We start from the raw sequence: 21,442 nt of genomic DNA on the forward strand, positions 1-21,442 counted from the left end.
CGTTATGCTATAATCAAAAAGTTACATTTTACATTTAGAAAGGAAGTTCATGTCACTTGTTTAATGAAGGTATTTGGATCTTATTCGCGATCATTAATTTTATCATTGTTCTTCTATTTTATAAAGGATTTGGCAAGATGGGGCTTTTCGTATGGATTGGTTTTGCAACAGTTGCTGCCAATTTACAAGTGGTCAAAACCGTTGAATTATTTGGCTTAACGGCAACACTTGGCAACATTTTATACGGCAGTGTGTTCTTTGCAACGGACGTCCTAAATGAAAAATATGGACAAACCGAAGCGAAAAAAGCTGTCTGGATTGGCTTTGCCACCCTTTTAACATTAACTGTTGTCATGCAGGAGGCTTTGCTTTTCCATCCCGCTCCATCTGACATTTCCCAATCATCATTAGAAACGATATTTGGCTTTATGCCAAGGGTCGCTCTTGGTAGCCTTGCTGCTTATATCATCAGTCAAATGTTAGATGTTTATGTATATTCGTTTATTCGCCGGATATTTCCTTCAGATGGTGCGCTCTGGCTGCGAAATGCGGGGAGTACAATGATTAGCCAACTGCTTGATACACTCGTTTTCACAACTATTGCCTTTCTTGGGACCTACCCATTCCATATATGGATCGAAATTTTCATCACGACTTATGTGATTAAATTTATCGTCGCTGCCATTGGCACACCTTATGCCTATGCGGCGAAAAAAATGGTTCCGATTGATGAAAGGGGGAAATAAATTGCCAGCTGAAATATATATTGACGGTGCTAGTGCCGGAAACCCAGGTCCATCTGGCATCGGCATTTTCTTGAAATATGACGGAAAAGCTGAGTCTTTCTCCATTCCTCTTGGCATCATGAGCAATCATGAAGCAGAGTTTTCTGCGCTCATTGAAGGCATGAAAATTTGCGTAGAAAAAGGATTACGGACCGTTTCATTCCGCACTGATTCACAAGTAGTGGATCGTGCAGCCAATGCAGGATTTGCTAAAAATCCATCTTTTCGTCATTTCATCGAAGAAATGCTGCAGCTTCAAAGCGAATTTGATTTATTTTTCATTAAGTGGATTCCGAGCAAGGAAAATCAAGTGGCTGATCAGCTAGCTAGAAAAGCGATTCACCTTTCAAAAGGATGAATCGCTTTTCTTTTGGTTATGCTAATGTGTGAGGTGATACGAATTGGATAAAGAGAACAGAGGCCGTGTCACAAACGGAACGACTCCTCAAGGTGATGCGCAAACAAAAGATAAACAGCCAATATCGCAATTAGAAAATAAGGCGAAAAAAAGCAACACAAAGGGCTAATACATGTAGCCCTTTGTTTCTTTTCTGCGTAAGAACAACCTTAACTGATTCCTAATTGACTTAAGCGGTTAACCATTGGTTCGATCCCTTTGATTTGATGCAAGCGAAGCATTGCCGCTGCCCGCTCTGGATCCATTTTTATTTTTGTTTCGTCAATCGGACAGCTGAGTGGTACATCACATTTAATTTCTGCCAGTATACGAGAAAGCTTCAGATCTTCTAAACCTGCTTGCATTTTCTTTTGCTGAGCTGCCGTTAATGCATGAACATTTTCTAACAGTCGATCAATCGTTTCATACGTTTGAATAAATTTCAATGCTGTTTTTTCGCCGATTCCTTTTACACCAGGGTAATTATCGCTAGCATCACCCATCAGCGCTTTCATATCAATCAGCGCCTTTGGAGATATGCCCATTTCCTCTTCAAAAAAGGCTTTTGTATAATGCTTATAATTCCCTATGCCTTTTTGCATCAAAGCCACGGTCACTTGTTCATTCAAGATCTGCAGCAAATCTTTATCTCCTGTTAAGACAGTCACATGTGCTTCGTTTTGATAGATTGATGCAAGCGTTCCAATACAATCATCTGCTTCAAAACCTTTCACACCAATGTTCATGATCCCCAGTTCTTCTGTCGCCTCTTTTGCTAAATCAAACTGCGGGATAAGCTCAACAGGCGCCTCGCCTCGATTGGCTTTATAATCTTGAAACAATTCGTTCCGGTATGTCTGGCTTCCCATATCCCAGCAGCAAACGATATGAGTCGGCTCAAATGTTTGGACAGCTGTTAACAAATGCTTCAAATAACCATTCACTCCATTTGTCGGCACACCATGATCATTTATCATAAAATTGCGATGGACAGCCGTCGCATAAAACGACCTAAAAAGAAGTGCCATGCCATCTACAAGTAAGACGTGTTTATTCATTCATCTAATCTCCCTTTTTATAAACAATACTCCTATTCTATCATAGAACATCGAAACGAACATAAAAAAGGCGCCTTCTTCTTTTTGATAAAGAAGAGGCAGCCCGATTACTTTTTACCATATTGCATTTTTTTCGTTTCCGCTTCTGCGTAGGATGGCATGTCTTTTTCCTTCGGCATGCGCTCCTCCTGCTGCTTTACGTTTTGCTTTTTTGCCATGATCATTCCCCTTTCTGGTTCATTTGTTAAGATGACCAAAAATGAGAAAGTTACTCTTTACTTCTGTTTACGCTGGGTGTATTCCTCCACCATCTCAATCGTGACATGTTTACGAAGCGGAACAATTCCGCCTCGGGCAAGCTCATTCATTTTAGACGTAATGGCATTGATCTCATCTGTTGAAAATGGTTCATTGTGTTCACATTTTTTCACAGCCGATTCAATCGCCTGCTCTCTTTTTTGTTCAAGTGCAAGAAAAGATTGGATGTGGGCATGTTGTTTCTGTGAATGTGCAGAAATTTCTTCGTGTACGCTCGTCATCGTCTATCAACTGCTTTCTTTTTTATATAGTCTATCATGAATCATATCGTTTTCAACTGGTTCTTCCATTCATTTGTTTGTTCATAAACTTGTTCAATGATCGCCTGTTTTTCAGCATCTGTTGTAAGGCTCGTCATAAATGTCTGTTTTTGCTCATTGAGCTGTTGGAGAGCATCTTGTTCGTACCTTTCCGTATAGGTCTTCACTAGCTGTTCATATCTGCTCAGCAACTCTTCTTTTTCGTTATCTGCCCAACGTGTTGTCATTTGATGTAGAATATCTCGAATGGCTTCAATAAACGTAGCCTTTTCATTTTGTTCAAAGAAGGCTTTCGCTGATTTTTGTTTCTTTAAAAGCGGCTCAAATGGTGCAATCTCTGCTTCGACTTCAATTTGTTTTAGCTCAGCATTTTTCTCCTCAGGGGCTGACAGGCTGAGAGAAAAGTAAGGATCTTCCGCACATGCAACCTGCATCCCTTTTTCCCACTCCTCTTGGAAATAATGGTGTATAAACGATTCCATTCGGATATCAAGCGCCTTGAGCTCCTGCACAAATTCAAATTCATACTCCTTTAACGCTTTCTCAAGTGCCTTTTTTAACTGCTGACCAAAATTCCCTTGAGATATGCCAGGATAAAAGGCCGACTTTAACAGATCATTCGCAAATAATGAAAGCCGCTGTACAATATGATAGAGCTGTTCATGCACGTCTTTTTTTACGCTTTCAGTCACAAGTTTAGACCGTTTCACATCTTGCATTTTTTCGAGAATGGCTTCATAGGATGTCTTGATGTTTTTCTTTTCAGCTTCTTTCTCATCTTCTGATTGATGCAAGGTCGCACGTAGTCTATCGACCGTTGTACATAATGTATTAGCTTCAAAATGCAAAAGTTCAATGGCATCTTTCGTTAATTCTTCCTCAATAAAATAGTCGAGCTGTTTTCTCAGTGTTGCATATTGATTATAAGATGTCGGCTCTTTCCCTTCGATCTCTTCCTTACTAGACACATGATGCAGGTTTGGATTGCGGATGCCTTCTTTTGTGAGCTCGCTTCGTACATAGTCAAATACGGTTTCAAGCTCTGCTTGATCCTTAGCCAAATCAGCTGCATTGATGATAAAGAACATTTTATCCATGCTAAAGGAATCTTTTACGAGTCCAAGCTTCCGTAAAAATGAGCGATCAGCTTTTGAGAAAGAGTGCTGATAATACGTTAAATAAAGAAGGGCGTCTGCATCCTTCATATACTGGAAGGCGATTTCTGTATGACGCTTATTCATACTGCTTGCACCTGGTGTATCGACAATCGTCAGTCCTTTATCTGTCAAAGGTGTACTTAAATACACCGTCACTTCCTTCACCACACAAGAAACAGATTCTTCCGCTACATAAGGCTTTAATTCTTGAAGTGTGACATGTAAATTGGTTTGGTTGTCAATGTCATCATGAAACTTGGCATAGGCTTGTAGAAAATGTTCTACAATGATTCGGTGATCCTGTTCGAGCTGCCGTTTTTTCAGCACTCTTTCCAGCTTTGCCTTAAACGAATCTCCTTTTTCTGTTTTGATCGAAAATCCAAGAATCTGATCGAGTTCCTCTAGAATGTCCTGCTTGGTTTTAAACACCACTTTAACACTTTCATGAGGATGATCTTCCGTAGGTCGTGTCAGTTTGTTAATTGTTGCAGTTGTTGGCGTAGGAGATGAGGGTAACACCTTCCGTCCAACAAGCGCATTGGCAAAAGAAGATTTTCCAGAACTAAAAGCGCCAAATAAAGCGAGTGTAAATTCTTTTGCCTGCAGCCGCTCTGTTCGTTTTTCAAAGGAATCTCTTTGAGACTTTAGAATATCTAAAGGCGATAAAATGCGGGAAAGCTCTTTAAATTGTGCAATTGATTGTGCTGTTGTTAAATGCTGCGATTGACGGTATTGATCGCGCTCTGTCTGTTCAGCAGCTTGATCGCTCTCTTTAACATGAATTGATGCGTGATTCTTCTCCAGCTGGTCGTGCTGCATCCATTGCTTTTTCACATAAAACCAGTCGCCTGGGATATGCTCATCCGTTCCGTTTTGCCAAATATCCCATAAATGCTGAATATCCTGTCTTATTTGTTCATTTTTTTCGTTATACCCCTCAAGGCTCTGAAGCTCTTGTTTCGCTTGCTCCCATTTTTCCTCTTGCTTCTCCTGTTCATTCTTGAGCTGGTCTTTCAAGGTTTCAATCATCTGTTCAATCAATTGAAGCGCTTGCTGTTTCGCCTGTCTTTTCAATGCTTCACCAGCATCTTTCGCATATTGAAGAACGTATTCGTTAGAAAAAGTTGCCCCTTGGTGAATGACCTTTTCAAGCAGGGATTCTTCAATAGGTGTCTCAAATGCCATGGCTTTGTCTAATAACGCTTCGCCAAGCTGATGCTGTTTTATTTCTTTTTTAAGGAGCTCGGCAATGTGCCAGTCAACTTCCGCTTTCATTCTCTTTTTTACATCTGCTAAGAAATCACTTGCCCGCTTTTCCTTTTCCTGCTCGGTTTTATTTTTGGCAAATAGTAAACCCACTTTAAAGCCAGGTGCTTTCGATTCGATATAGTCACTTGCAAGCTCTCGCATCTTAAATGGCGTGAGGTTTGCATTTTTTAAGATGTTCTCTACTTCAGAAGACACTTCATCTTCTACCTGCTTTGCACCATTTTCAATAAATCGACGTTTCTCTTCTAGTTCTTTCACTTCATTCCTTTTTTCTTGAAGGTGCTTATCAAGGTCCTCTTCATGCAGTTCTTCTTTTAACGAGTCTATATGTTCTTTTAAAACATGTTCGATTTTCTGCTCTGTATAGGCTCGAAGCGATGCTTTAGGCATGGTTTGTAATTCTTGTAGTTTCTTCACTAAACGGATCATTTCATTTTTTGGGTGTGCCTCATCCGTCACAGAAGTAAAATATAGATGTTCTTCTTCAATGCCTTCTTTTAAAAGCATCTCAACGACTTGTTTTTTGTAGTCTTCAAAAGTTGTCTCTTGTTCATCATGCCGATCCACTTGATTGACGATGAAATAAAGATTAGGCACTTTCTCTTTAATCGAGCGAATGAAGCGAATGTTTTCTTCAGAATGGACATGGTTATAATGAACGACATAAAAAAGAGCATCTGCTTGATGAAGAATCGAAGCAGCGGATAAAAAATGCGCATGATCCGTTGAATCAATTCCCGGCGTATCAATGAGTGCCACTTTTTCTTCAAGTCCACTATAATCACCGCTAATTTCCACCATCTCAATTTGTTCCCCATCTTTACAAAAACGCTGCACCGCTTCTTTATCATAAGAACCGCTCATTTTTGCAAAACGTCCATCAGACGTATGGAGCTGAACTTCACTGACCCCTTTCCTGACAACAACCAAGTTTGCACTCGTTGGAATTGGGCTTGTGGGCAGGATGTGATCATGAAGAAGATGATTCACTAGTGATGACTTACCAGCAGAATAGTGGCCGGTAAATGCGATATACACTTCTTCTTCAGCTTCCTTTTTCATAATAGATGCAAGTTTGGCTGCGCGCTCGTGATCATCCCTTTTCAGAAGGCTTTGATATAAAGCACCTGTAGTTTGAACGAGCGAATCTCGAATAGACAAGTCTTTCATGACGATAAACCCCTTTGTTTTTAGAAAAGTCAGTTATGTATGTGTACCATTTTACACAAAATAAAGAGATTTTTCTTCTGATCTGAGGAAATAAAAAAATCTGCTGCCCGATCAGTCACAATGGACTGCAATCAGGAAGCAGATTTTTTTGAAACACCTTTTAATACGAAGCCAATCAATAAGCTGTATACACAGACCGTACCGAGTAAGAAAATCATTGTCATGTGATCACCGTCCATCCTTCATGATTGAGAATGTTTATCATTAATGAAAGTGTAGCACAATTGATAATGATTTTCAATATTAATTTAATAAATACTGATTCAGTGCTTTTTCTTCTGTTTGTATTCTGATCATCATCATCCATCCATTTAAACACGTAAACAAAATGGCAGTAATAAATGCGTTAAATAGCAGCGGAATGAACATCAGTTCAATCGCCACCACCACATAGTTAGGATGCTTTAACCAGCGATACGGCCCCTTTTTCACAATCATCGCATTTGGAACGACTAAGATTTTTGTATTCCAATACGTCCCAAGTGAACATAGTGCCCAGTACCGAATCACCTGGGTCGCAAGCAGGAACACAAGCAGCAATAGGAAAAAACGAGACGGTTGAAGATGCAGCAGCCATGTCTCTCCAATAAGCGAGAGGAAAAAAGCTGCATGCATAGCGACCATATAAGGATAATGGCTTGCACCAAATTCAATCGCTCCGAGCGCCTTCACCTTCTTTTCATTTCTTTTCGCCACAAGCACTTCAATGAGGCGCTGACAAATGAAAATGCCAATCACTATCCAGAAAATCATCACGAGAGCCCCTCCCATTTCATGAGCAATAATTCTGACGAAAAGCCTGGACCAAGTGCTCCGCAAAGCCCCACCTGTCCTGCATCTATTGACTGATGTTCAAGAAAATGCTTCATAACATATAAAACGGTGGCAGAGGACATGTTTCCATGCTGTTTCAGAACCTCTTTTGAAGAGAATAGCTGATGATCTTGTAAAGATAGGCTTTCAAGATAGGCATCAATCACTTTTTTTCCTCCAGGGTGAGCAAGAAAAACGGATACATCCTCTGTTGAAAACCCTAGCTGATGTAAAAATTGATCCACTTGCTCTTTTAACCACCCAGAAATGATGGACGGAATATCACGTGAGAAGATGACCCGAAATCCGTCGGCGGTAAAATCCCATCCCATCACATCCTCAGAATCTTTCATGGTCACTGACTGCGTACCAAGCACTTTAGGTACTGTTTTTAGCCGCGTATACTTAGAGGCAGCCTTTTTTCCAGTTAAAAGAACGGCCGCAGTCCCGTCACCGAACAGCGAGGTTCCAATTAAATTGCTTTTTGATTGATCTTGCGGCTGAAAAGTGAGGCTGCAAAGCTCGCAGGCAACAACTAGCACTTTCGCTTCTGGATACGCCCTGATGTATTCATAAGCTCGGGATAAGCCTGCCGCCCCGCCCCCGCAGCCTAACCCCCAAATCGGCACTCGTTTCGTATAAGGAGAAAATGGAAGAACATTCATCAGCTTTGCATCAAGACTTGGCGTTGATAACCCTGTACTGGAGATGAAAAACAAAGCATCAATCTCATCAAAAGGAACTGGCTTTGTAAGGAACGCTGTTTCATGCAGACAGTGAAAAACGGCTTCTTTCGCATGAGCCAATGCTTTTTCGACATAGAGATTATTTTTCTCTTCAAAAGAGTGATGTTCTTGATACCAATCAATAGGCTGGACAAACTGCCTGCTCTCTATTTCGCCATTATTAAAAGCTTTTAATAGTCGATCAATATCTTTAAACGATCGTTTAAATTGAGATCTTGCAAATTGAGCAGCTGCTTGCTGATCCACATGATGTTTTGGCAGACTTGTTCCAACTGAAAGAATGTATGCCATCGGCTTCACCTCTTTTTTCGGTTAATATCCCCAATCAAAAAAAGGATATACATGCCAAAACGACACAATTCAGTCAAAATATTTTCCTCCGTCTAACTTTTTGTCTTGACGACAATTGATAAATATTGGATAATATAGGTGAAAACATGATGTAGTTTTCCTCCTTCACAGGTTCGTTCCAAGCCAAGCGAACCTGCTTTTTTTATGCAATTTATGTTCAAAAATAATGGTGATTTAATGAAAAAAAAGAACTCCGTTAATTGGGAGTTCCTCTGTGAATGACCTCTCTTATGAACATCTAAAGAGCAAACCCTCACCTAAATCTTTTCGAGGATTGACTTAATAAAAGCAGTTTTTTCATGTGCGTATTTGTGTTTGTCATTTCCATGTAATCTTGATAATTTAAGTTTAAGCTGTTGGTACTCACTTCTAGCTTGCTCATTATTTCTCAAGTAATCTCTGAAATTTAACTGTTCAAGTAAATACTTATTATGTCTTTGGTACATATGGATTTGATGTGTTCGTGGTTCTCCTTTATTAAAGTAGTGTCTTTCAGGTAATACGTCTGTTCCTTTATATGAGTAACCGAGTCCTTCCAACGCTTTTACACATTTTTCTCCATCAAAAAAATGTTCTATTTCAATTGCAATATCAATAATTGGCTTAGCGCTTAAACCTTTTACTGCCGTACTTCCAATATGATGTACATTGATTGTGTATGGACCAATATCAGCTATTATCTGGCGCTTTTCTTTTTCATATTCGTTTTTCCACTCCATAGACCAAGGCACTAAAAAAACTTCCCCTCTTGGTAATCCTAACATTTACTTATCCCACCTTTTAACACCCATTTGGAGAATGTTAATAAACCAACTTTATCATAAGTCCCATATGGAGAGAGCAGACAGATTTTAACAATCATCCTATTCGTTTAGATCTATTTCTTGGTTGATGTCATTCAATACGCTTCTTAACCATTCACTCTCATCTTAGTTTTATATCTAAAGAACAAAAATGATTATTAATAGGGTTAGTTAACATAGCTTTATGCAAAAAAACACCTCTCAAATGAAAAGTGCTGACCGTAGACAAACCCCACCTTTCATTTAAACATGAATGGATCACCTTTTTTTCTGATCAACACAAATAAATAACCATAAAATGCTAATTTATTTGATGATTTTATATGAAAAGGGGGTTTTTTCCTGTATACTTAATCAATATGAACACCATGAAAAACAGTGAAAAAAGACAGAATCTACTACATGATTCGGCACAAAATTTAATTGACTGGAGTGATTGTCATGAAAAAGGTGTCCAAAAAACAAACACCCTACAACACGATATTTCTCTCGAAGATAATTGGTTTAGTGCTTCTTACACTGTTTCTCTTTTTTATCTGGGATATGTCTAAACCCCATTTGCAGGCGACAAATGGGCAAGCAACAATTGTTACTAGCAGTGACTTCCGAGACACAAGTATCAGCCTGAAAGCAAAAGATCATTCTACAAGAACATTGGATCAACAATTTAAGACCAATCCAAACCAACAGACAACGAATAAAACGGTCTTTTTAACATTTGATGATGGCCCTTCTGCTACATCAAATCAGCTGTTAAATGTCTTAAAAGCACATCAAGTGAAGGCGACATTCTTCATGCTTGGACCGCAAATCCAAGCTCACCAAGCAGCTGTGAAAAGACTTTATCAAGAAGGACATCAATTAGGGCTTCATGGCATGACGCATGATATAAACCGCTTTTATCAAAACAGTGAGTCTCCCGCAAATGAAATGAGAGAAGCTCAGCGCATTCTTGCTTCTGTTACAGGCGTTTACACCCGTCTTGTGAGAACACCTTATGGCAGTGTTCCAAATTTAACATATGATCAAAAAGTACGCTTAAACCAATATGGCTTTATTTACTGGGATTGGACGATTGATAGCCTTGACTGGAGATATAAAAACTCACAATATGTTCAAGAGGTATTGAATCAACTGCAAATGTTTGAGAAAAATAAACCATGGGAACCAAAAGTTATTTTAATGCATGATCAACCCTCTACCACGAACTATTTAGATAGCCTGATTACACAACTAAAAGCAAGGGGCTATACATTTGCAGTCATTAACGAAACAATGCCGCCGGTACAACATTAATAGCGCTAATCACAATAAGCCCGTATCCAAAGGATGCGGGCTTTCAGCTCTCCAAAGAGAAGTGATTACATAACAGATTGCTTAGGTTCTTCCATTAGCTCCTTCTCTGTTTCTTTTTTAAAAGGAATCATGTGATAAATAATATGAAGCAAAATAGCGGTAAAGCTTCCGGCGACAATTCCGTTACTTGTTAACAATTTAATCGATTCTGGCAAATGCTCAAACATTTGCGGCACAACCGTTACTCCGAGCCCGATGCCAACTGAGCATGCGACAATGAGTAAGTTTTCCTGTTTGGCAAAATCGACGCGTGAGAGCATTTTAATCCCGTACGCAATGACCATCCCAAACATGGCGACCATTGCACCGCCTAGAACGGATTTTGGAATAATCGTTGTAAATGCCGCGATTTTAGGAAAAAGGCCAAATACCATTAATAATACACCTGTCACCACAATGACCTGATTTTTCTTCACACCTGTTAATTGGATCAATCCAACGTTTTGGGAGTAGGCTGTGTATGGAAAAGCGTTGAAGATACCGCCTAATAAGACGGCAATTCCCTCTGCACGATATCCCTTTGCTAAATCCTTCTCTTTTAATGAACGATTCGTTAAATCTCCGAGCGCAAAGTATACACCCGTTGATTCGACTAATGACACAATGGCAACTAATGTCATTGTCATGATTGGTGCAAATTCAAAAGTAGGCAACCCAAAGTAAAAAGGCTCAATGATGCGGAAAACTTGTGCATTCGCCACTTCTGCTGTCTCCACCTTCCCTAAGAAAGCAGCAACTGCTGTCCCAAGTAGAATGCCGATTAAGATGGCAATGGCTTTCATGAATCCCTTTGTAAATCGATAGAGAAGGACAATGATAAACAATACAAGAAAAGCAAGTCCAAGATTCTCAAAAGAACCATAGTCTGCACTTCCTTCACCACCTGCCATATTGTTCATGGCGACCGGAATTAAGGTAATTCCAATGATCGTGACGACGGAACCTGTGACAACGGGCGGGAAAAATTTCACAAGCTTCCCAAAGAAAAATGAAAGAGCAATGACAATACACCCTGCGGCGATAATACTTCCATATATAGACGAAATTCCATATTTAGAGCCAATCGCAATCATAGGAGATACCGCAGTAAATGTACAGCCTAGTACAACAGGCAAACCGATGCCAAAAAAGCGGTTTTTCCATACTTGAAGCAGTGTGGCAGCACCGCACATGAAAATATCTGCCGAAATTAAGTACGTCAGCTGGGCTGGCGTGAGCCCAAGCGCATCTCCAACAATGAGCGGAACAAGAACCGCACCTGCATACATCGCCAGTACATGCTGTATCCCTAGCGAAAGGGTTTTGGCTTTTTTAGCGGCACTCATGATTGTACCTCGCGTACAAACGTGACTTTTCCTTCCTCGAGCGATTCGATACGTGCGAGTGACTCGACTCTATAGCCCATTTGCACAAGTTCTTTCCTTCCAGGCTGGAATGATTTCTCGATAACAATTCCAAAACCAGCTACTTTTACTTTCGCTTGCTTTGCGATTGCAGCTAGTCCCTTAGCGGCTTCTCCATTTGCTAAAAAGTCGTCGATAATTAACACACAATCATCCTCACTAAGGTGCGTGTTAGAGACAGCGATCGTACTTTCTACTTTTTTGGTAAAAGAATACACACTTGCTGTCAAAAGGTTATCCGTTAAAGTCAGTGATTGCCGCTTTCGGGCAAAAACAACTGGCACATGAAGGGCAAGTCCAGCCATTACAGCAGGTGCAATACCAGAAGATTCGATTGTGATAATTTTAGTAATTCCATCATGCTTAAATAATCTAGCAAACTCTTGACCGATCTCATGCATTAACACAGGGTCAATTTGATGATTTAAAAAAGCATCTACCTTTAGCACTTGATTTGACAGAACGATTCCTTCGTTCTCGATCTTTTGACGTAACAATTCCATCATTCTTCCTCCCAGCATATTAGCAACTTTCATTTTTTTGCATAAAAAAAGCATTGCTGTCCATTAAGGAGCAAGCAATGCGAAAACGATCCACGGGATCTTCAGCTCATACAAAAGCTGTTTCATTTTGCTCACTCATAGTCGGACGGTATCGGTGTCCGGTAGAAACTTGCGTGCCATTATCACGCGATTATATGAGTGTTATAGTGTTCAAATTATAACAAGATTTCAGACGCTTGGAAAGCACTTTTCTAGAAAAATACCGAACTTAAACAATCATTAAGCTTTAAACGTTCGTTTTTAGAATATTCAACCAGCAAAAAAGCATCCTTTTGATTAAAGGGTGCCTCAGATTGTTGACAAAGGGCTAAAATGAACTTTATTTTAGCCCTTTGTCTTCTTTTCAGCGTGTTAGAAAACCTTTGCAGTCTAGGAAGGACGAGCACCGGAGCAGAGCGAATTTACCATTCGTGAGCACCGGCGCGCAGACCCTGACAACGAATGCGAGGGTTTGTCTACACGCTGAAGCACCCTTCTGATCAAAGGGTGCCTTTCATTTATGATAAATATAGTTTCGTGTACTTATCTGTTAAATAATCAATTAAGTATTGAACATTTAATTCTTCACCAGTTGCGTCTTGAATGATTTCAGATGGCTTTTTCCGTTTTCCATGCTGATGGACATATTCAGTTAGCCATTCTTTTATCGGTGCAAAAGACCCATTTTGAATCAGTTCATCAAAATTCGGTAAATCTTTGATCATTTGCTGCTTTAATTGCGCCGCATACATATAACCAAGTGCATATGAAGGGAAATAACCAAAACTACCATCAGACCAGTGAACATCCTGCAAAATACCAAGCGCATCGTTAGGCGGCGTAATGCCAAGATATGCTTTATATTTTTCATTCCATAACGCCGGCAGATCTTCAACGGCTACATCTTCATTGAAAATGGCTTTTTCAATCTCATAGCGAATAATAATGTGAAGCGGATACGTGAGTTCATCTGCTTCAATTCGAATGTAAGTCGGCTTCGATTCATTCACCGCATGCACAAATTCTTCTAAAGTGACATCTTTAAATTGTTCAGGAGATGCCTCTTGCAGCTTTTGATAATACGTTTTCCAGAAATCTTCATGTCTGCCGATAAAGTTCTCAAAGAAAAGAGACTGTGATTCATGAATACCCATTGATGTGCCGTCACATAAGAGCGTTCCGCTCAGTGCCTCATCAATATTTTGTTCATAAATGGCATGGCCGCATTCGTGAATGGTGCCAAAGATCGCCATGCGAAAATCGTGCTCATCATAACGCGTCGTCACACGTACATCCCCTCTGCTTAATGTCACAGCAAATGGATGAACCGTTGTATCAAGTCGTCCTGCGTCAAAGTCATACCCTAACTCTTTTAAGAAAAAGAGACTCAGCTCTTTTTGTTTGTCGATCGGGAAGCTTTTCGATAAAAACGAAGTATCCGGTTTATTTGGTGAAGCTTCAATTTTTTTCACGAGAGGAACGATGGCGTCTCGAAGTGCACCGAATTTTTGATCGAGTTGTTCAACCGTCATATCCGGCTCATAATTATTGAGCAGCACATCATATGGTGTTTTTTTCACGCCCCAGTACTGGATGAAACGCTTGTTAAAATCAATCAGCTGTTTTAAATAGGGTGCAAAGAGTGAAAAATCTGATTTCTCCCTTGCTTCTACCCAAACATGTTCTGCTTTTGATTGTAGAATGGAGTATTCTTTAAATTCTTCTTTTGGAATTTTACTGTTTTCATCATATTCTTTTTGCGATAATTCGAGTGCCTTCTGCGTGTCTTTTGACAGCTTTTCTTTCTCTTTATTTAATGCATCAAGAAGATCTCTCATTTCATCAGAAGTCTTCATATTAAAGATATCGCTGGATAATTGACCGATGGTTTCTGCTCTGAAATCAGCACTTTTTTTAGGCGCTTGTGTTCGAGAGTCCCAATAAAGTAAATGAAGCGCCTCTGTATAATGGGCGATTTTTCCTAGTAATTGATAAAACGCTTTCTCTTTTGATTCAAGACTCATGCGTTCGTTCCCCCAATCAATAAAATATGTATGTACGTTTCAAGGCTACTTCAATAAATGTTCTTTTGTCAATGAAAAAGGAGGATACGCTGATCGTATCCTCCTCTTATTGAATGGTTTTCTATCATTAAGAGATCACTGGCTTTACTGGAAGAACGGATTCAATTTTACTTTGTAGCTCAATATCTTTCTGACTGCCAAAGTAAATATGAATGCTGCCAGCATCTTGGCTTGTCCGAATCAGTCTACCAATGCCCTGCCTTAGACGAAGCAGCATGTATGGAAGGTCCACTTCAGTAAATGCATCTTTCGCTTCATTCCGTTTTGCTTCAAATACTGGGTCATGCGGTGGATATGGAAGTCCCCAAATGACCACATTTGTTAGAGACTGTCCTGGAATATCCAGCCCTTCCCACAAGTGAACGGAACATAACACAGATGTTTCATCCGCTTGGAACTTTTGAACAATGGTACTGATCTCCTCGTCTCCTTCAAAATACACATGGAAAGGCAGTGATTCATTTGATGCATCGAGCTGCTTTCTAAATACATGCAGTTCATCAAATGAAGGGAATAAAATAAGAGATCGACCGCCATTTTCTTTTACCTGAGCCAGCACGTGCTGACCTTTTACATCTGACTCTGTCATTGGCTGCTGAATTCCGTGGAAATACATTTGCATTTGCTCCTCATAATCATACGGCGAAGCCACACTCATAGATAAGTAATCTTTGATCCCAAGGCTTTCAGCTAAATAATCAAATGATTGGTTTTCAGACAACGTAGCAGATGAGAAAATATAAGGGATTTTTTGCGAAAATACCTTTTCACCAAGCACTTCTGCTACCGTTTTTGGCATGACGACAAAGGTTGTATCTAATTCTTGCTTCTCCAGCCAGCTAATGGCATTTTTCTGATAAAGCGACAGAGAATACGCCATCTGTTCAATGTACTCTTCCACAACAGACAATTCATATTGATCAATTGTGTACATCTCTGATTCAAATACGAGCGCTTCTCCAATCTTCTCAAGCAAATCACATAATTCACTTGCTGAACGCTTCACCTCATCTACACGACCAATTTCAAGACGGTGTGATCCTTTGATTTCTTTGGCATTCGTTTTTAAGAGGTAAAAGAACTGATCGTTTGTTGCAAGTGCATCTTCAACAAGTTCTGCAAACTCTTCACGAATATCATTTTGCAAAAGACGTTCCAAAAACGTCTCTAGTGTTGATTGCTTCACTCGGTATGTTAGCGCTTTTTGTGCTGCAAATTCAAGAAGATGTCCTTCGTCAAATACAACAGAGCTATGCTCAGGAAGGAGCGGCAGCTGTCCTTCACGTTTACGTGACTCCTTTGTCCATACATGCTCCATGTAAAAGTCATGAGAGCAAATGATGAGGTCTGTGGCTTTTCGGTAATGGTCTCTTGATAAATTCAAGCCACAGCGGTGCCGCATGTCGCACGTTAAGCAGTCCTGAAAAGAGTCATAACCAATTCTTGACCACTCATCATTTGTTAATTCTGGATACTCTTTTCGATCACCGTACGGATAAAATGTCTGCATCCCATGAGATTCATGAACAAATGAAGGAAGCGATTCATAAATGTCGAGCCACTTCTCATCATCTTCACGTTGCATCGTTTTCTCTAGTTTCTTTAAGCACAAATATTGATCATGCGATTTACTTAATCTCGCATCTATTTGAATATCAAGGTGATTGGCAATTTTATAGATATCACCTTCTTGTTTGACCAGCTGTTCAATTAACGTTTCATCTGCACATGCAATGATCGCAGGTTTCCCTGTATATCTTGCATATGTGACCGCAAATAAAAGATAAACGATTGTTTTGCCTGTGCCTACCCCAGCTTCGGCAAACATCACACTTTTTTCTTTAAAGGCTCTTTCTAACTGAAAAGCCATGAATATTTGTTCATCTCGAAGATCAAAGCCCTTTTCTGGCAAAATGTCATAAAACACATCACCAATCCAGTTGCCCAGTTCTTCGTAAAAATTATGTTCTTTTGTTAATGAAAAAGGCAAACGAGACGCTGTCACCTGCTTCAACCCCCAACTTTTGAATCATTCAGACATTCAATAGTACCATTTATGCTGGGGTATGACAATCTTTTTTTAAGAGCGCAGGCGATGTTGGTAGCTTTCCTTCATTAAAAATGCGTGCTCTGAATGGTCTATGTAGTTTTGAGCCATTGCTAAGTTCTCGATGGCTGCCGTAAGTTTAGCAGATTGTCCTGTTTCAATCCCTTCTATTTCTCGGGCTGTTGAAGCGAGTGCTTTTTGAATTAACTGAAATTGATCATAATGAATCATGAAGACACCTCTTTTTTTAAAATCAAGTTCAGTTTATTCCGTCCCGTGACGACTTATACCTTTTTAGCATAAAAAATCCACACCTTCTCGTGGTGTGGATTTTTGTTACGATTCAGTTGTTTGCTTTCTAGGCCTGCGTTTTCCCCAGTATTGATAATAGTCTGTTTTAATAAATCCATTAAACAGTTTTCTCTTTTTCGTCGCTTTTCTTCCGAAACACTCTTCGAATTTTTCATGTGACGTTAAAATGTAAATGGACCACGTATCTAGGTTTTTCAATGCTTCGCCCATGCCTTGATACATTTTTTCCACAGCTGGCTTATCGCTGAGACGTTCACCGTAAGGCGGATTTCCGACAATTACACCATACTCTTCTTTTGTTTGAAAGTCCTTCACTTGCATTTGCTTAAATTGAATCAGTTCACTAAGTCCAGCTTCTTCTGCGTTCAGTTTCGCAATCTCTACCATACGATGATCGATATCGCTCGCGATAATGTGAAGCGGCTGATCATAATTCGCCTTTTCTTCTACTTCAAGGCGTGCTTTGTTCCAAACGTCCTCACCGATCCATTCCCATGATTCAGATGCGAACTCACGGTTAAATCCAGGGGCAATGTTTTGTCCAATCATCGCTGCTTCAATAGCAATTGTTCCTGATCCGCAAAAAGGATCGACAAACGGACGGTCAGGTGTCCAGTTCGTTAATAAGACAAGCGCCGCTGCAAGGGTTTCTTTAATCGGCGCGCCCCCTTGATCTGCACGGTATCCGCGTTTATGAAGACCCACACCAGACGTATCAAGCGTCAGCAATACTTTATCTTTTAAAAGCGCTACCTCGATTTTGTATTCAGGGCCTGTCTCTTCTAGCCATTCAGACTGTATGTTGTAAGACGATCTAAGTTTTTGCGCGATAGCCTTTTTGACGATGCGCTGACAATCCGGCACACTGGCAAGCTGAGATTTAACAGATTTACCAATGACAGGGAATGTGCTATTTTTCGGTAAAAAAGCAGCCCAGTCAATGGCTTTTGTCTGCTCAAAAAGCTCGTCAAATGTTCTAGCCGAAAATTCAGCAACTTGGACCTTGATTCGGTCTGCTGTACGCAGCCATAGATTCGCACGGCAGATGGCAAGCGCATCTCCTTGAAAAATAACTTTTCCGTTATCTACAGTGCACTCATACCCGAGGTCTCTTACTTCTTTTGCAACAATCGCTTCAATTCCCATTGGCGCTGTTGCGATGAGTGTATAGGTTTTCATTTGTTTATCACCTGTTTTCTCGTTCTTTTCTTAATCAAGATAAAAGCTCTCCATATGTAGAAATAGGAGAGCTTTGATTTCATCATGTTTATGATAACGGATATAACGTTCTGTAAGCCATGTTTTGTTCCATCGTACTACAAACGGCAAAAGCCTCGTACTCAGGTGGTAATCATCTATCTACAGAATTCTCTGTCCTTCTCTCCGTTTGGTTCCTTTGAGAAAGTTCCCCTACCAAGTTTGGGTTTCTCGCTCGAGGGGTTTACCGCGTTCCACTCTCACCATTTCTAGTGAGACTTCGTCACTGTGGCACTTTCAAGGATACTTTGCCATATCCTAAAAGGACGTAGGCATTTTTCCTGCCGTCAGCCTTTCCCAGGCTGCCCTGGCTTATTTTTTCGCCAGGCACGAACACTACGGGCATCTCAGCACCGTGCGAGCATGGACTTTCCTCTGCAATGTCAAAGCATTACAGCGATTACCCGAACGTTAATCAACATGCGTTATTATAAACGACAATGTCATCTGACACAAGCTTTTTTGGTATTACTCAATCATAAAGTTTGCTGCCGAAAACGTGTTTCTCAAGATTAGATAGTCTTTTTAAAATATCAAAGTTTGTTGTATTGGACTGTGCAGGCTGTCTTTTCCCTTGCTCAACCGCTTCTTCAAGCTGTTTTGACAAGTGAAGGTTTTCTTGTTGGAGTTTTTCAATTTCTTGATGGAATGTCTCATAGTCTTTAATGACCATATCTAGAAATTTATCGACTTCTTCTTGTTTATACCCTCGGACACCTGTTTTAAATTCTTTTTCTAAAATTTCTTTCGCAGAAAGCTTTACTTTATCAGCAAGCATCTTTTTCACCTCATATCGTGAATTCATAGTATATTTTTTCAGAAATACGTGACGTTGTCAAATTTTCTCTTGCTTTTAGTCAAAAAACGGATCTTCCGCCTCAACCTGTGCTCTTAAATCATCCATTGTGATATACATTATTGGGTAGTCGGTATAGGTTTCAGCTTCTTTGATCATATATTTTGGCGAGCCTTCGTGCTCGGGATCATATAAGACGAGAAGGCCGTCCGTTTTTTCAATAAAAAAGCGGTTCTTTTGTTTAAATTGTGCCGGACTTTCATACGGTCTATGCGTGACACTTTCTACAAAATCAGCTTGTGCAAGAACGCCTTCATACAGCTCTTTATTTTGTTCATTCCAGCGCTCTTCCTGTTCATAAAATGGTGTAATGACAGCAAGTTTTAAATCTGGAAACTCCTCTTGAAGCTCAAAGACCACTTCAGCTGTCCATATTTCTGCACCTAACTGACCTGAAATGAGCACCCATTCCAGCCCGTCTTCAATGAGTGCCGTCAGCCTTTTCCGAAGTTCCGCTTTTATGTATTGAAGTGCAGGCTCGTCTTGTTTGAAGATCCCAAGCTCAAATGGCTTGTACCCTGTGACAGCAATAATTTTCATTTTTTCACCTGCTTTTAAAAAAAGGGACTTATAAAAGTCCCATTTCACTTTATCTGTTACAGCAAGGTCCACCGCAGTTAAAGTGTTGATGTGTTGCCGGGTCCACCTGAGAAAACGTATGCGGGAAGTAGTGAACATGTTGGAAATTTTGGTGATGAACATTTGTTACATGCTGCGGGTGGATGTGCGGCACAATTGTAGTTGACTCACTATGCGTACAGCAGTGATTCGTTGGATGTACAATTGGCTGTGTAACATTTGGATTGCAATGATGATGATGGTACATGTAGCATTCCCCTCTCCTTGATTTTCTTACATTAACAATGTATGAATCAAGAGGTGTACATGTACTAATGCATTAACCTATTTTAAAAGTTTGCAAGAAAAACATCTTTATAGTTTGAAAACACAAACGCGACCAATATGACAACAAGAAAAAACAAGTAGAAAAGACCCTTATACATGCTCTACGCTCCTCATTCAATATCTAACGTTATTTTACAGGATTCGTGACTTTTCTACAATAAAAGTGCTAAACAATTTTTATTTTCGGCCGAGAGCCGAACGTTGTCATTTTTTGCGCTTTCCCAGGCAATAATTTCATTGCCCAGCTTTTCTTAAGAGCCGGTTTTCTCGCTTGTCAAGTTCCACAATGTCTCGTTCACTTAAAGACGATTGTGATAACAATGTTTGGGTAATGGAAAGGGCTGCTTTTGGATCCTTTTGACGGTGTTCTTCATACTTTGCTAGCTCTACACCCGCTTTTAATCTTACATGAACATCACTTGATTCAAATAGACGCCTCCATATGCATGCCGCTTCATCCCATTGTTTTAATCGCTTGTACTGTAATGATAGATCATAAGCTGCTTGATCCGCATGCTCAAACGCTGCTCCCGCTAATTCTTGCAGGTGCTTTGTTGCTTCCTGCACATCACGGTGAGCAAGATGCCACTTAGCTAATGCATATTTCTCATCGTCTTCCTTCACCGCATCTTTGGATAAGATTTTTTTAGACAAATGAATGTAGAGACTGATTAACGATAAGACATCAAGTTCATTGTGAGTCAAAATTCCTTCAATCAGTTTCGGGTTTTGTTCCTTTAAAAAGTGAAAATAGATCATTGGTGCGAGGAACCCCGGTGTATCTCCCTCCCGATTGACGTGCAGTTCCTCTTTTTCTACAACCGAAAGAGCCATACGCTCATATTTATGTTTCCACAATCTCCTTGACCCATGCAGAAGGTCAAAATGACCAAATTCAGGTAGAGCAGGTATTTGATCGCGTAATAATGTATGCCTCGTTTTGACTTGAGGCCAGTCAAATGATTTTCCATTATATGTCACAAGTGATTCAACATCCACCTCACTAAGAAAGCTATTGTAAAGTGCCGCTTCATTTCCTGGATTCGTGAGCAGATGTTGTTTTACCACCACTTTATCTGAATAAACTCTCGCATGCCCAAGCAGAAAAATCATATTTCCCGTTCCGCCAGATAGTCCTGTTGTTTCTGTATCGAAGAAAAATAGCTCGTGAGGCTTGTAGCCTTTTGCAGAAAGAGAATGCTGAATCTCACTTTTGTTCCATGCACTCACCATCTCCGGCAGTTCTGCAAATGAATATCGCCCATGCTGATGGTCAAGTGGATAGGTCACTTCCCGAATGAGGCAGAAAGAATCTTCAAAGTAGTAAGGAGCTGCACCTAATTCCCCCCACTCTTTTAGAAATGGAATGTTTTCAGCCGTCACAGTGGGCGTTTGTCCCTCTTTTACTGCCCCACGCTTTTCATCTGACTGATTGTGCGACAGGTGTTTTTTCATTCTGTTTAATTTTCCTTTTAATGACATGAGTAGGTCT

General features: G+C 40.1%; 21 protein-coding genes, 1 other RNA gene and 1 riboswitch. Of the genes, 4 read left to right on the plus strand and 18 right to left on the minus strand.

The window, feature by feature from the left end:
• The first annotated feature begins 56 nt into the window (after positions 1-56).
• Genes ACTJKA_RS10510 through ACTJKA_RS10520 form a run of 3 tightly spaced genes read left to right on the plus strand, consistent with a single transcriptional unit; the run spans position 57 to position 1,312 of the window.
• A complete protein-coding gene (locus tag ACTJKA_RS10510) occupies positions 57-746 on the plus strand; it encodes a queuosine precursor transporter (RefSeq protein WP_007500834.1) in 690 nt (229 codons plus the stop codon).
• Between the two features lies 1 nt (position 747).
• Entirely contained in the window at positions 748-1,143 is a 396-nt protein-coding gene (locus tag ACTJKA_RS10515; RefSeq protein WP_017359712.1) for a reverse transcriptase-like protein, read from the plus strand.
• Positions 1,144-1,186: 43 nt separating this feature from the next.
• On the plus strand, positions 1,187-1,312 hold the full coding sequence (locus ACTJKA_RS10520; protein WP_008346357.1) for a hypothetical protein: 126 nt from the start codon (positions 1,187-1,189) through the stop codon (positions 1,310-1,312).
• 40 nt (positions 1,313-1,352) lie between these two features.
• Here the strand turns inward: ACTJKA_RS10520 and ACTJKA_RS10525 are convergent, their stop codons facing one another.
• The 7 genes from ACTJKA_RS10525 to ACTJKA_RS10555 form a co-directional block, all read right to left on the minus strand.
• Positions 1,353-2,240: a 5'-3' exonuclease gene (locus ACTJKA_RS10525; protein WP_216099363.1), complete on the minus strand. Its 888-nt coding sequence runs from the start codon at positions 2,238-2,240 to the stop codon at positions 1,353-1,355.
• Between the two features lie 275 nt (positions 2,241-2,515).
• Positions 2,516-2,779, minus strand: coding sequence for a YpbS family protein (locus ACTJKA_RS10530; RefSeq protein WP_008346351.1), 264 nt, complete (start codon positions 2,777-2,779; stop codon positions 2,516-2,518).
• A gap of 41 nt (positions 2,780-2,820) precedes the next feature.
• Positions 2,821-6,414, minus strand: coding sequence for a dynamin family protein (locus ACTJKA_RS10535; RefSeq protein ID WP_336750008.1), 3,594 nt, complete (start codon positions 6,412-6,414; stop codon positions 2,821-2,823).
• Positions 6,415-6,545: 131 nt separating this feature from the next.
• Complete coding sequence (fbpC, locus tag ACTJKA_RS10540; RefSeq protein ID WP_306172627.1) at positions 6,546-6,653, minus strand: Fur-regulated basic protein FbpC; 108 nt, start codon at positions 6,651-6,653, stop codon at positions 6,546-6,548.
• A 64-nt stretch (positions 6,654-6,717) separates the two neighbouring features.
• A complete protein-coding gene (locus ACTJKA_RS10545; RefSeq protein ID WP_322535786.1) occupies positions 6,718-7,227 on the minus strand; it encodes an isoprenylcysteine carboxyl methyltransferase family protein in 510 nt (169 codons plus the stop codon).
• The gene (locus ACTJKA_RS10550) at positions 7,227-8,324 is read right to left on the minus strand and encodes a type III polyketide synthase (RefSeq protein ID WP_216099365.1); all 1,098 of its coding nucleotides are present in this window, start codon (positions 8,322-8,324) and stop codon (positions 7,227-7,229) included. The genes ACTJKA_RS10545 and ACTJKA_RS10550 overlap by 1 nt, the downstream gene beginning before the upstream one ends.
• Positions 8,325-8,641: 317 nt before the next feature.
• Positions 8,642-9,148 carry a GrpB family protein gene (locus ACTJKA_RS10555; RefSeq protein ID WP_216099366.1) on the minus strand — a complete coding sequence of 169 codons (507 nt, stop codon included), beginning with the start codon at positions 9,146-9,148 and terminating at the stop codon, positions 8,642-8,644.
• Between the two features lie 480 nt (positions 9,149-9,628).
• Here ACTJKA_RS10555 and ACTJKA_RS10560 point away from each other — a divergent pair, with 480 nt between their 5' ends.
• Positions 9,629-10,483: a polysaccharide deacetylase family protein gene (locus tag ACTJKA_RS10560; RefSeq protein ID WP_241511230.1), complete on the plus strand. Its 855-nt coding sequence runs from the start codon at positions 9,629-9,631 to the stop codon at positions 10,481-10,483.
• Between the two features lie 65 nt (positions 10,484-10,548).
• Here the strand turns inward: ACTJKA_RS10560 and pbuX are convergent, their stop codons facing one another.
• The 11 genes from pbuX to ACTJKA_RS10615 all read right to left on the minus strand — a co-directional run bounded on the left by pbuX (position 10,549) and on the right by ACTJKA_RS10615 (position 21,432).
• A complete protein-coding gene (pbuX, locus tag ACTJKA_RS10565; RefSeq protein ID WP_048002270.1) occupies positions 10,549-11,868 on the minus strand; it encodes a xanthine permease PbuX in 1,320 nt (439 codons plus the stop codon).
• Positions 11,865-12,449: a xanthine phosphoribosyltransferase gene (xpt, locus tag ACTJKA_RS10570; protein ID WP_268373064.1), complete on the minus strand. Its 585-nt coding sequence runs from the start codon at positions 12,447-12,449 to the stop codon at positions 11,865-11,867. Before xpt ends, pbuX begins: the two co-directional genes overlap by 4 nt.
• Before the next feature lie 118 nt (positions 12,450-12,567).
• Positions 12,568-12,667, minus strand: a riboswitch (purine riboswitch).
• A 339-nt stretch (positions 12,668-13,006) separates the two neighbouring features.
• Positions 13,007-14,512 carry a carboxypeptidase M32 gene (locus tag ACTJKA_RS10575; RefSeq protein WP_216099369.1) on the minus strand — a complete coding sequence of 502 codons (1,506 nt, stop codon included), beginning with the start codon at positions 14,510-14,512 and terminating at the stop codon, positions 13,007-13,009.
• 127 nt (positions 14,513-14,639) lie between these two features.
• Complete coding sequence (locus ACTJKA_RS10580; protein WP_017367482.1) at positions 14,640-16,577, minus strand: ATP-dependent DNA helicase; 1,938 nt, start codon at positions 16,575-16,577, stop codon at positions 14,640-14,642.
• A 75-nt stretch (positions 16,578-16,652) separates the two neighbouring features.
• Positions 16,653-16,850: a hypothetical protein gene (locus ACTJKA_RS10585; RefSeq protein ID WP_017359721.1), complete on the minus strand. Its 198-nt coding sequence runs from the start codon at positions 16,848-16,850 to the stop codon at positions 16,653-16,655.
• Between the two features lie 105 nt (positions 16,851-16,955).
• Entirely contained in the window at positions 16,956-18,110 is a 1,155-nt protein-coding gene (locus tag ACTJKA_RS10590; RefSeq protein ID WP_048003152.1) for a THUMP domain-containing class I SAM-dependent RNA methyltransferase, read from the minus strand.
• Positions 18,111-18,218: 108 nt separating this feature from the next.
• Positions 18,219-18,600, minus strand: an RNA gene (gene rnpB, locus ACTJKA_RS10595) — RNase P RNA component class B.
• A gap of 60 nt (positions 18,601-18,660) precedes the next feature.
• A complete protein-coding gene (gene gpsB, locus ACTJKA_RS10600; protein ID WP_008344631.1) occupies positions 18,661-18,966 on the minus strand; it encodes a cell division regulator GpsB in 306 nt (101 codons plus the stop codon).
• 75 nt (positions 18,967-19,041) lie between these two features.
• Positions 19,042-19,584, minus strand: coding sequence for a DUF1273 domain-containing protein (locus ACTJKA_RS10605; protein WP_202394241.1), 543 nt, complete (start codon positions 19,582-19,584; stop codon positions 19,042-19,044).
• Between the two features lie 49 nt (positions 19,585-19,633).
• The gene (gene cotD, locus ACTJKA_RS10610; RefSeq protein ID WP_072368252.1) at positions 19,634-19,870 is read right to left on the minus strand and encodes a spore coat protein CotD; all 237 of its coding nucleotides are present in this window, start codon (positions 19,868-19,870) and stop codon (positions 19,634-19,636) included.
• A 314-nt stretch (positions 19,871-20,184) separates the two neighbouring features.
• Positions 20,185-21,432, minus strand: a complete 1,248-nt coding sequence (locus tag ACTJKA_RS10615; protein ID WP_322535788.1) for a ribonuclease H-like domain-containing protein — start codon at positions 21,430-21,432, stop codon at positions 20,185-20,187.
• Positions 21,433-21,442: the final 10 nt, after the last annotated feature.

This window comes from Bacillus sp. 22190 (assembly GCF_052045575.1).
GTDB lineage: Bacteria > Bacillota > Bacilli > Bacillales > Bacillaceae > Bacillus > Bacillus altitudinis.